The sequence below is a fragment of the Nocardia sp. NPDC049707 genome, assembly GCF_040674855.1.
Lineage (GTDB): Bacteria > Actinomycetota > Actinomycetes > Mycobacteriales > Mycobacteriaceae > Nocardia.
In genome coordinates, this window is sequence record NZ_JBFANN010000037.1 from 1 (window position 1) to 10,972 (window position 10,972).

The window sequence follows — 10,972 nt, forward strand, 5'->3', positions numbered from 1 at the left end:
TGGTCGGTCGTAGTGACCGGGCTCGCCCGCCCGGTCACCGACCCCGAACGCATCGCCCGCTACGAGCAACTGCTCCACCCCTGGGTAGACCAGGTAACCGACACCGTCATCGAAATCGAGCCCTCCATCGTCACCGGCATCCGGCTCGTCGACAAGGCCACGTAACGCCGCGCCCGGCCGAACCGGCATCGCATGCGAACCTCGACTCGGAGCAGCGAAGGGACTTTGGTCACTCGCGGTGGGACAGGCGGTCCGTTGCGACGACTACTCGATGCTCTATTTCCGTGATCCGGGTCTGAAGTGGAATGGACGGTACCCAATAGTTCGTTCCACGAGGAGGAATGATGAGCCGACTTCCCGTGCATCGCACGTCTCTGCTGCCGGATCTCAACGATCTCTGGAACGCCTTCACCCCGCCCGGGCTGGCACTGTTCGGTACTCACCTGCTGCGTGTGGAGGACACCGTCGAGGACGGCCACTACATCGTGCGCGCGGAGATCCCCGGCATCGATCCGGCGAAAGATGTCGAGGTGTCCGTGCAGGAGCGGCAGCTGACGATCAAGGCGGAACGCGCCGAAAAGCATGTGGAGAAGGGTCGTTCGGAGTTCAACTACGGTTCGTTCTACCGCACGGTGACGCTGCCGCCCGGCGCCGAAGGCGAAGGCATCGAGGCCACCTACGCCAAGGGCATCCTCACGATCAGCATCCCGATGGGCCAGACCAAGGAGAGCGCCAAGCGGATCGAAGTGAAACCGGGCGAGTAGCCGGCGAATCCCGGGAGGGCCGGATGATTGCGGGCTTGGTGGCTGGTGTGCTGTACGCGGCACTCGTGGTGCTGGTGTCCTGGTGGCTGGACGTGCTCGGCCGCACCGAATCGTGCGGTCGGCACACCCGATCGCCCGGACGGTCGGTCATCGCCGCTGATGCGCCACGGCACACTGATGCTCCGCCGCGGTCGCAAGCACCGCCGACAACCGAATGGGCCGATCCGGCCCAGGTGTGGGTGGCCCTGGACGCCGAGAACGTGCTGCTCGCCGCCCTGCTGAGCGGACGGATCGGCCAGGACGAGTACCGCGCCCGCCTATTCGCGCTTGCCCGCGGCTGCGAACCGGCCTCCGACGGACCCGCGGTGAACGGCGATTCGATATGAACCCGGCCGTATCCCGAATGCAGCACGAGTAGGAGAAAGCTATGAGCCACCCCGCTGATCTGAGCCCGGCGCAACGCCAACTCCGGGCCCGGCATGCCGTGGACGAACTCGGTCCAGACCGCGACGAGCACGTCGTGGTACGTGTGCGCTGCGGTCGAAGTCACCATGTCGCAACCGTTTTCGACACGCCCGTGGGTGCGGTCTACGTGTCGTCGGTCGGCCCGCACGCGCACGGTCACCGGGACTTCGTCGACGAGCCACACCACGCGAGCCAGCACGGCACCCCCTACACCGACCTGCTCGATGGCGATCCGCTCACCGAGGACACGGTCCCCGCCTACTGCGAGTGCGGCATGCACGAATTGTCCAGAGCTGAGCTGCGACGCGCCGTCGACGCGCATCAGCGCACGATCCAACTGACCTGATCGGTCGATGACCCGTCAGGAGGTGAGCGATGGTATTTCTCGATCGAGCCGACGCCGGCCGACAACTCGGGGCGCGCCTGCGACCGTTGCAGACTGCCGATCCCGTGGTCCTGGGTTTGCCGCGCGGCGGCGTTCCGGTCGCGTTCGAAGTCGCGCGCACGCTGGGCGCTCCGCTCGATGTGATCGTGGTGCGCAAGCTCGGGGTTCCGTATCAGCCGGAGTGGGCGTTCGGCGCCATCGGCGAGGCCGGTGTCCGTGTGCTCAACGAATCCGTCGTCAAGGGGACGGGGCTCACCGACGCGGAGATGTCGGCCGTGGAAAGCCGTGAGCGCGAAGAACTTCTCCGTCGGGTCGAACGGTACCGGGATGAAGGCGCGCGAATTCCCCTCGCGGGACGGACCGCGATCGTTGTCGACGATGGTGTCGCCACCGGCGCCACCGCCCGCGCCGCCTGTCAGGTGGTGCGAGCAGCGGGCGCGGCCCGGATCGTGCTCGCCGTCCCCGTCGGTGCGCGGGACACGCTGGCCGAGCTGTCGAAGGAGGCCGACGAGGTGATCTGCCTCGAGCAGCCGTCCTGGTTCCACGCGGTCGGGCAGTGGTATTACCACTTCGGTCAGACCTCCGACCGGAAGGTCACCGACCTGCTGCGCCGCGCGGCCCAGAATGCCCCCGAGCCGCTGTCGGCTCCGGCGGACGACCCACCGCTGCGCGACGACGAGGTGCGGGTCATCGCCGGAAAGGTCGAACTCGTCGGACATCTCACCATTCCCGAGCAGCCGATAGGGATGGTCGTCTTCGCACACGGCAGTGGCAGCAGCAGGCACAGTCCCCGCAATCGTTACGTGGCGAGCGTGCTCAACCAGGCGGGACTGGGCACATTGCTGTTCGACCTGCTCACCCTGGAGGAGGAGGTCGACCGGGCCCGGGTCTTCGATATCGGTCTGCTGGCGCGACGGCTGGTCGAGGTGACCACATGGCTGACGCGCCAACAACACGTCGCCGGTGTGCGGATCGGTTACTTCGGGGCCAGCACCGGGGCGGGTGCGGCACTGTCGGCGACGGCCGATGCGCAGGTCGAGATCGACGCGGTGGTGTCCCGTGGTGGCCGACCAGACCTGGCGGGTGACCGGCTGGCCGATGTCCAGGCACCCACACTGCTGATCGTCGGCGGCCACGACACCGTCGTGCTGGAACTCAATCAGCGTGCGCAAGCGGCGATGTCGTGCGAAACCGCACTCGCCGTCGTCCCTGGCGCCACCCACCTGTTCGCCGAACCGGGCGCCTTGGAGAAAGTCGCCGAACTGGCCCGCGACTGGTTCGTAGCCCAACTGGGCCCCATCGCCGCCGAGGACCGGTCCAGAGCCGAAACGCCGTAGACGTGCGCTATCCCGCAGCCAGGGTCACCGGAGTCGAGGCGACGCGGCCCGGCACTGTGGGCCGAAGTTGCGACTGCCGATGACTCGTTGCACTGACCCACCATGGGCCGCATGACGAAAGGTGAATGTGATCAATTCACTCTGACGTTGCGGGTCGGACAGCCCGCGCTCCGGCCACAGTGGGGTCTCATGGGTGAAAGTGTCAGTCTCCCAACGAAAATTGAGTTGATCATGAGTCTGCTTCCGGTACATCACCGCGCACACTCGCTGTTGCCCGCCGAGTGGCTCGCGGAATTCCCGACCATCGAGAACGTGTGCCCGTTCGTCGGTGGCCGGGTCCGGGACGGATTCCGTGGCCTGTTGTTCGGTTCCACCGGCAATTCGCTGGTGCAGCACGCGTATTGCCCGGTGCTGGTGACACATCCCGACTAGGTGGTAACGATGTCGAACTCCGCTGACCCATTCGCTCCTGCCGTGCAGACCGCGCATGTATGGCTGCGCCGCATCGCCGAGGATCTGGCGACCGAGGACCGTGCCTTCGCCTATCGAGCAACCCGCGCCTGGCTGCATAGCGTGCGCGACCGGCTCGAGATACCTGGTGCCGCGCATCTGAGCGCACAATTGCCCGAACTGCTGCGCGGAATCTTCTTCGAGGGCTGGATACCCACTAAAGTGCCAGTCTCACACCGTGTCTCGGAGTTCGTCCAGCAGTTCGCCGCGGAAGCCGGCGTAACCGAGGACGAAGCCGCCGGCCTGGCCTGGCTCGTCACCGACGCGCTGCGCGACCTCTGCTCACCAGGCCAGTTGGATCACGTCGCGGTCGTCTTCCCAGCCGACCTGCGCTCACTGCTGTTCGGCGTGAATACCGGCCCCTTCGACGAGGGCACTGTCGACGAGATGTGAACGCCGTCGTCCCGGCCGAGAAATATTGTGATACAAGGGATTTCCCTCATCCACGAGGTCATAGCCGAGCCACTGTGCGCAGTCCCGAACCCGAGACAGTTCACTCGGTATTGTTGCGACCGAAGCCCGGTATCGGGTGTCGATGACGACTTGATCCGGTCATGAGAGGCATCAATCGCGGCAGCCGCCGTCCGGGCTGTGGTCGGCTGTCGTCACGAGTCCTGTCCGACCGGGCGGCTCATTCCGCGCCATTCTCGGTCCAACGCCTTGTAGTGGCACACCCGCAGTAACTGGCCGGTTCCGTAGCCCAAAAGGATTGCGCCACTCCAGATGGCGGCGAGTACCGTCATGCCGATGCCGATGCCACTGTCGGCGGCGTTGATGGTGCGCACCGGCGGTGCGGTCACCTTGCCATTCCCATCCAGCCACACTCGCACCACATTGCCCGGCGCGGACTTGTCGGGTACCTCAGTGGTCGTCGTACCGGTGCGGCCGTTCTGATCCCAACGCACGGTCGCGTCGAATCGTTCGGTGGTCGTTCCGTAGGCGTCGACCGACACGATCCGTTCCGGCGGCGTCGTGATCGTCGCAGGCACAGCGGCCTTCGCCGCGTTCTCGACCCGGATCCGGCTCGCGGCCGCGGTGTAGCCCGCGGTGCCCGCCGCGCCCGCGATCGGCACCGCGATCAGCATGACAATGATCGCGAACAGCCACACCAGCACCTCGACTCGGTCCGAGACCCGCATCAGCGAACTGGTGCGCCACGGTCGTCGCTGCCACAAGCGGGTCGGCAAGGACGGGTATTCCGACATCTCGATCACCTCGTACCCTGTGTCGTGGTGCCCGGCTCGGACGTCGATTCCGCTGAGATGGCCGGATGCGGGAGCTCACGCCGCAGTGCCGCGAAACGGGCCGCGGCGCGCTGCTCCCGCTCGCGCAACTGCACACTGCTCAGCACATAGGCGTCGGGACCGGGGAAGGTCAGTGCCCGATGCCCGGTATCGGACCAGTGCACCAAGTAAGGTGGCGAACCATCGCGTGAATGCACCTCCTCGATGAGGCCGCGCCGAGTCGGGCCGCGATTGGCGCCGCCCTCGACGATCAGCCAGTCTCCTGGTTGTGCGTACATGACCGGACCACCGAACATATGTCAATCATCACGCCGTCGCACGATGCGGCGACAGGACCGAATGGCACCGACTCCACAGCCGTTGGCCCCTGAGAATCGCGACAACTGGTGCGGCTGCTCCGCGGCGCACCACCCCAATCCGGGGCGTTCGGCGAGGCGGTCGCGCACCTTCTGGTCGACCCGCCGCACAGGTTCGCGAGATAACTCAGATATTGCTCGGCCGTCGGATAGCGCCAAGTTATTGCCATAGCGCCTGGTCGACCCCGCGGTTCGGATGGTCGGTGACATGCCGGCTGTTCCGTCGGGATATCGCCTACAGCGGTCGCACCACGTCATCCAGCGGGCGTCGCGGGGTGAGTGGCACCTCCGGGGCACTTGTCGAGGCCCAGCCGATTCGAACGATAAGTTGTGGAAATCCGCTGTCGGACAGGACATCCGCGCGCACCAAGTCGCGAGTGCCCGGCAGTTCGAGCGGCTCGGTGAGCGGGCACGTGGCCAACCCGAACGTGGTGGCGGCCAACAGTACGGCACTGGTGGCCTCGCCCGCGCGCAACCGGGACAGCGGATCGTCGGCGGCGGTGTGCACCAACAGGAGCACGCCACGGTCATCGAGATCGCGGATCACCGCCTCGGTCAGCTCGGGACTACGGAACTCGCGGGTCAGTGGATCCGTCGCGGTGACAGCGCTACGGGCGGGTACGCCCTCCGGCGTGACATGCCGCCCGCTCCACAGCGCGAGTTCGGTCTGATATCTGGCGTCGTCGCGATGCAGGCGGGCGGCCTGCTGAAAGGCCTGTACCAGCCGCGTCCGGGTGCCGCCGCCCGCGATCTCGTGGACCAGCGCTCCCTCGGCGGCACCCGCCTCGATGATGTGCGCGGTATGCGTGGATGGGACCTCCCATGAGGTGACGTGCCGCCGATCGGTGCGGCGACGGGTGATCGCTCTGGCCACCGCGATGACGTCGGCGGTGGGCGTGGTCGCGGTGAATTCGATGGACGCGAGGTGTTGCGGCTCGGCCGGATTCGGGAGCCGGTGCACCACCGTGTGCCAACCGAACGACCGTGCAGCGGCGCGGAAGTGATGCAGCGCCGCTCCACAGCTGAGCAGCAGATCTCGCCGATCCGGGTCGGCCAGCGACAACTGCCGAGTCTCGTCGGCGTACAGGTGCACCGTGCGGTCGCCGACGCGCCATTGCCACGGCTGGGTGTTGTGAACCGACGGTGCGCGCACGGCCAGTGCCAGCGCGGATCGCAGGGTATCGGGATCGGGATGCGCTTGCGCCATTTGCCTCTTCCTTATCTCGTGGCTATGACTTCTTGGCAGACAGATAGGTGGTCACGATGACCATCAACGCGATGACTATGGCGACAGCTCCTTCGATCGACAGGTGGTGATCCCACCTTCTGTCGCGTACCTGGTCGCCGAATAGGGGAATTGGGTCCCGCGACCAGGTCTTTCGACCTTATGATCGGTGCCTATCGCCTTTTAGTGGTGGCGATTTTCCGGATATCGACGCCGCCCCAGCAGTGACGCGACTTTCCCAAAGAGCAAGAACGCGCCCGGCTCGACCGGAAACCAGATGGATGCGTCAGGTCGGTTCGGTGAACCGGATGATGACGGTGCGCCAGCCCGCGGCGATGACAGACGGTCACTCGCCGGGACTTCCGGCCCTTGATCAGGGGGATGGATCGCCCCAGGCTGAAGAGGTGAGAGCAAGCGGACAGCCTGCGCTAGTGATCGATGCACGCCGACACGACGCGGTGATCTTCGATCTGGACGGGGTGGTCACCGACAGCGCGTCGATACATGCCGCCGCGTGGACCGAACTGTTCGATGCGTTTCTCGCCGGACACGCCGCCGGTCCGGGCCAGGACCGTTCACCGTTCACCGAGGCGGATTACCAGCGTTTCGTGGACGGTAAACCCCGCTACAGCGGTGTGGCCGATTTCCTTGCGGCGCGCGGAATTTCGCTGCCCTGGGGCGACCCGTCCGATCCGGAGAACGCCGCCACCATCTGCGGTCTCGGCAATAGTCAGGATCATCTGTTCCAGGATCGGCTGGCCCGCAAAGGAATCCCGGTTTTCGAGTCGACGGTCGCGCTGGTGCGTGAGTTGCGTGACGCGGGGTTCGCTACGGCGATCTTCTCGGCCAGCTGTCATTGTGCCCAAGTGCTCGAGGCGGCCGGTATCGGCGATCTGTTCGCGGTGCGCGTCGACGGGATGGTCGCCGAGGATCTGCGGCTGGCCGGAAAGCCCGACCCGGCGATGCTGGTCGAGGCCGCGCGGCGGCTGGGCGCGGATCCGAGCCGGACCGTCGTCGTCGAAGACGCCGAAGCCGGAGTCACCGCCGGCCGGCGCGGCGGGTTCGCGCTGGTCATCGGCATCGACCGGACCGGGCACGCCGATCAGTTGCGTTTCCATGGCGCCGATGTGGTGGTCGCCGATCTGGCCGAGGTCCGGGTGCGTGCAGGATTCCGGTGTATGTCGGAGGTTCCCGGTGCGCTGGAGTCCTGGCCTCGGATCTCCGCTCTGCTCGATACCGAGAACGTGGCCGTACTGATGGATTTCGACGGTACGGTGGCCGAGATCGTCTCGGACCCGGATGCCGCCGCCCTGGTCGACGGAGCAGCGGCGGCGATTACCGAACTCGTCGGCCTGTGCCCGGTCGCGATCATCAGCGGTCGCGACCTGACTGATCTGCGGAATCGAGTGGGTCTGGCAGGCGTCTGGTACGCGGGAAGCCACGGCTTCGAGCTGGTCGCTCCGGACGGCAGCTATCACGTACATGATGCGGCACCGGCCGCCGAACAGGCGATTGTCGCCGCTGCCGAAGAACTCGGCCGCCGGCTCGGCGATATTCCCGGAGTTCGGGTGGAGCACAAGCGATTCGCCGTCGCGATGCACTATCGCAACGCCACTCCCGACGTCGTCGGCCGGGCGATCGGTGCGGTGCACGCGGTCGCGCAGCAGGGCGGGCTGCGAGTGACGAACGGCCGCAAGGTCACCGAGTTACGCCCGGATGTGGACTGGGACAAAGGCCAGGCCCTGAACTGGATCCTGGATCATCTGCCCGGCCCGGAACTGCCGATCTACTTCGGCGACGATCTCACCGATGAGGATGCCTTCGATGCCGTCGCGTCGCACGGCATCGGAATCGTGGTGCGTCACACCGAGGACGGGGACCGGCCCACTGCGGCGCGATTTGCGGTAGACAGTCCCGGTCGCGTCCGCGACATTCTCGACCGGATGGCAGGGCCCCTGAGCCGCGAATCCGATTCGGAGGCGGCCGATGCCTGGACACTCGTCTTCGACGGGTACGACCCGCACACCGAGAAACTGCGCGAAGCGCTGTGCACGGTGGGCAACGGCTACTTCGCCACTCGCGGTGCCGCACCCGAATCGCGGGCCGGCGAGTACCACTATCCCGGCACCTACGTCGCCGGAGTCTACGACCGTCGCAGCGACGAGCTCTCGGGGCGCATGGTGGACAACGAGAGCCTGGTGAACCTGCCGAACTGGCTGCCGGTGTCGTTCCGGATCGAGGACGGTGCATGGTTCGATGTCGACACCGCCGAATTGCTGGCCTACCGACAGGAATTCGATCTGCGCCGAGCGGTGCTCACCCGCCGGTTCCGATTCCGCGACACCGCGGGCCGGATCACGGAGGTCACACAGCGGCGGTTCGCCGCCATGCACCGGCCGCACGTATGCGCTCTGGAGACGACGATCGTCGCCGAGAACTGGTCGGGACGTCTGCTGATCCGCTCGGCGCTCGACGGCAATGTACGGAACTCGTTGGTGGAACGCTATCGAGCCCTGTCCGGTGATCATCTCACTCCCGTACGCGCTACGAAACTGTCTACGGATTCGGTGCTGCTAGCGGTACAGACCAGTCGATCCCGGATTCCGGTGGCGTTGGCGGCCCGCAGCAGAATTTTCCGGGACGGGAAAACGACCACCGGCACAGGACAACTCGTCGATCAGGACGGCATGATCGGACACGATATCGACGTTCCGATGACCGCCGGGGCAGCGGTGACCCTGGAGAAGGTCGTCACCATCTTCACCGGGCGCGACCACGCGACCTCCGTTCCGGAGGAGGAGGCCGTCCGCTGGCTGAGCTGCCAGCCCGGGTTCACGGATCTGCTGGAGGGGCACGTAGCGGCGTGGGAACACCTGTGGGACAGGTTGCGTATCGATCTCGAAGACCGCGAGAACGCGGTGCGCATACTGCGTCTGCACGTGCTGCATCTGTTGCAGACGCTGTCACCCAACACGGCCGACCTCGATGTGGGCGTCCCGGCGCGAGGTCTGCATGGGGAGGCGTATCGCGGACATGTGTTCTGGGATGAGCTGTTCGTATTCCCGGTGTTGAATCTGCGCTTTCCCGCCCTGACTCGATCGCTGTTGCGGTACCGCTACCGGCGTCTGGCCGAAGCACGCCGCGCCGCAAGTGAAAACGGTTGTGCAGGTGCGATGTTCCCGTGGCAGTCCGGCAGCGACGGCCGCGAGGAAAGCCAGCAGATGCATCTCAACCCCCGGTCCGGACGTTGGAACCCCGATCCAAGTCATCGGGCGAGGCACATCGGCATCGCGATCGCTTACAACGTCTGGCATTACTATCAGGCGACCGGCGACCGCGAATTCCTCACCGAATACGGCACCGAAATGCTGGTGGAGATCGCCCGCTTCTGGGCGAGCACAGCTATCTACGACGCCGACCGCGACCGCTACCGGATTCGTGGCGTGATCGGCCCGGACGAATTTCATTCCGGCTATCCGGCAACTCCGCACGAAGGCATCGATGACAATGCCTACACCAACGTCATGGCGGTCTGGGTGATTCTGCGGGCGCTCGACGCGCTGGAGCTGCTCGCGCCGCGCGATCGCGCCGAACTGATGGAGACCCTCGGCGTCGCACCGTCGGAGCCGGCGCACTGGGCAGCGGTCAGCCGCCGCATGTACGTGCCGTTCCACGACGGCGTCATCAGCCAATTCGAAGGCTACGGCCAACTGGCCGAACTGGATTGGGAGCGCTACCGGGAGCGCTACGGTGACATCCAGCGGCTGGACCGGATCCTCGACGCCGAAGGCGACGACATCAACCGGTACCAGGCGGCGAAGCAGGCCGACGTGCTGATGCTGTTCTATCTGCTGTCCTCGGACGAACTCCGGGAACTGCTGGAACGACTGGGATACGACCTGCCCGGGGAGATGATCCCGCGGACCATCGACTACTACCTTGCCCGCACCTCACACGGGTCGACCTTGAGCAGTGTCGTACACAGCTGGGTGCTGGCCCGTGCCAACCGTGACCGCGCCATGGAGTTCTTCGACAGTGTCCTGGAATCCGATATCGGGGACATCCAGGGCGGAACGACCGCGGAAGGTATCCACCTGGGTGCGATGGCGGGCAGCATCGATCTGGTGCAGCGCTGTTTGACGGGGCTGGAGACCCGCGGCGGGCGTTTGATATTCACGCCGCACTGGCCGGAGTCCCTGGGTTCGCTCGAGTTCCCGATCAGCTACCGCGGTCACCGGCTGACCATCCGGATCAGCGGTGAAGGCGTGGAAGTGCGGTCCGAGCCGGGTGAGCTGCCGCCGATCAAAATCGAATGCCGAGGCCATGTCGAGCAACTCGCGCCCGGCTGGACCTTTCGAGTGGAGCGGAAATCGGCACGGCCTCGCATCTACAACACTGGATAGCCGATAGCCCCGGAAGCGTACGAATTCCAGTCGATGACCGACCCACCCGCTCTCGACACGTCGCCAGCGTGCCGACACGCCGTCGAGGAACCTCGCCTGTCGGAGTCTGTACCCGATCGAAACCGGCAGCCTCCCTTATCGGGCCAAGTGGCCCGGCCGGGATCGGAGGGCAATTCGTTCCGGATCTTCGCGGCCCACCCATAGGGGTGCTTCGGGGTGTCTACCGGACAGAGGTACAGAAATAAGACCCGAACACGGGCATCATGACGCTGGAGAGGGGCGG

General features: G+C 65.9%; 9 protein-coding genes and 2 pseudogenes. 8 read left to right on the plus strand and 3 right to left on the minus strand.

What is annotated here, in order from left to right:
* The 7 genes and pseudogenes from AB0J29_RS27145 to AB0J29_RS27175 all read left to right on the plus strand — a co-directional run.
* Nucleotides 1-165, plus strand: a pseudogene (locus AB0J29_RS27145) (pyridoxamine 5'-phosphate oxidase family protein); the annotation flags it as partial.
* 179 nt (nt 166-344) lie between these two features.
* Nucleotides 345-764: an Hsp20/alpha crystallin family protein gene (locus AB0J29_RS27150; RefSeq protein WP_364792099.1), complete on the plus strand. Its 420-nt coding sequence runs from the start codon at nt 345-347 to the stop codon at nt 762-764.
* A gap of 23 nt (nt 765-787) precedes the next feature.
* On the plus strand, nt 788-1,150 hold the full coding sequence (locus AB0J29_RS27155; RefSeq protein ID WP_364792102.1) for a hypothetical protein: 363 nt from the start codon (nt 788-790) through the stop codon (nt 1,148-1,150).
* 41 nt (nt 1,151-1,191) lie between these two features.
* Entirely contained in the window at nt 1,192-1,575 is a 384-nt protein-coding gene (locus AB0J29_RS27160) for a hypothetical protein (RefSeq protein ID WP_364792105.1), read from the plus strand.
* 29 nt (nt 1,576-1,604) lie between these two features.
* Nucleotides 1,605-2,951 carry a phosphoribosyltransferase family protein gene (locus tag AB0J29_RS27165; protein WP_364792108.1) on the plus strand — a complete coding sequence of 449 codons (1,347 nt, stop codon included), beginning with the start codon at nt 1,605-1,607 and terminating at the stop codon, nt 2,949-2,951.
* 324 nt (nt 2,952-3,275) lie between these two features.
* Nucleotides 3,276-3,383: pseudogene (locus AB0J29_RS27170) on the plus strand (universal stress protein); the annotation flags it as partial.
* Nucleotides 3,384-3,392: 9 nt separating this feature from the next.
* A complete protein-coding gene (locus AB0J29_RS27175; protein WP_364792111.1) occupies nt 3,393-3,854 on the plus strand; it encodes a DUF2267 domain-containing protein in 462 nt (153 codons plus the stop codon).
* A 212-nt stretch (nt 3,855-4,066) separates the two neighbouring features.
* Here the strand turns inward: AB0J29_RS27175 and AB0J29_RS27180 are convergent, their stop codons facing one another.
* The 3 genes from AB0J29_RS27180 to AB0J29_RS27190 form a co-directional block, all read right to left on the minus strand.
* Complete coding sequence (locus AB0J29_RS27180) at nt 4,067-4,666, minus strand: hypothetical protein (RefSeq protein ID WP_364792114.1); 600 nt, start codon at nt 4,664-4,666, stop codon at nt 4,067-4,069.
* A gap of 5 nt (nt 4,667-4,671) precedes the next feature.
* Nucleotides 4,672-5,001 (minus strand): DUF1918 domain-containing protein, encoded by a 330-nt coding sequence (locus AB0J29_RS27185; RefSeq protein ID WP_364792117.1) that lies wholly within the window; start codon nt 4,999-5,001, stop codon nt 4,672-4,674.
* 295 nt (nt 5,002-5,296) lie between these two features.
* Nucleotides 5,297-6,268: an NAD(P)H nitroreductase gene (locus tag AB0J29_RS27190; protein ID WP_364792120.1), complete on the minus strand. Its 972-nt coding sequence runs from the start codon at nt 6,266-6,268 to the stop codon at nt 5,297-5,299.
* Nucleotides 6,269-6,717: 449 nt separating this feature from the next.
* Here AB0J29_RS27190 and otsB point away from each other — a divergent pair, with 449 nt between their 5' ends.
* Nucleotides 6,718-10,689 carry a trehalose-phosphatase gene (otsB, locus tag AB0J29_RS27195; protein WP_364792123.1) on the plus strand — a complete coding sequence of 1,324 codons (3,972 nt, stop codon included), beginning with the start codon at nt 6,718-6,720 and terminating at the stop codon, nt 10,687-10,689.
* Nucleotides 10,690-10,972 lie beyond the last annotated feature (283 nt).

Bases quoted from the DNA above. Each gene is read 5' to 3' on its own strand.
- AB0J29_RS27150 (WP_364792099.1), top strand. From the start codon at position 345: ATGAGCCGACTTCCCGTGCATCGCACGTCTCTGCTGCCGGATCTCAAC.
- AB0J29_RS27155 (WP_364792102.1), top strand. From the start codon at position 788: ATGATTGCGGGCTTGGTGGCTGGTGTGCTGTACGCGGCACTCGTGGTG.
- AB0J29_RS27160 (WP_364792105.1), top strand. From the start codon at position 1,192: ATGAGCCACCCCGCTGATCTGAGCCCGGCGCAACGCCAACTCCGGGCC.
- AB0J29_RS27165 (WP_364792108.1), top strand. From the start codon at position 1,605: ATGGTATTTCTCGATCGAGCCGACGCCGGCCGACAACTCGGGGCGCGC.
- AB0J29_RS27175 (WP_364792111.1), top strand. From the start codon at position 3,393: ATGTCGAACTCCGCTGACCCATTCGCTCCTGCCGTGCAGACCGCGCAT.
- AB0J29_RS27180 (WP_364792114.1), bottom strand. From the start codon at position 4,666: ATGTCGGAATACCCGTCCTTGCCGACCCGCTTGTGGCAGCGACGACCG.
- AB0J29_RS27185 (WP_364792117.1), bottom strand. From the start codon at position 5,001: ATGTTCGGTGGTCCGGTCATGTACGCACAACCAGGAGACTGGCTGATC.
- AB0J29_RS27190 (WP_364792120.1), bottom strand. From the start codon at position 6,268: ATGGCGCAAGCGCATCCCGATCCCGATACCCTGCGATCCGCGCTGGCA.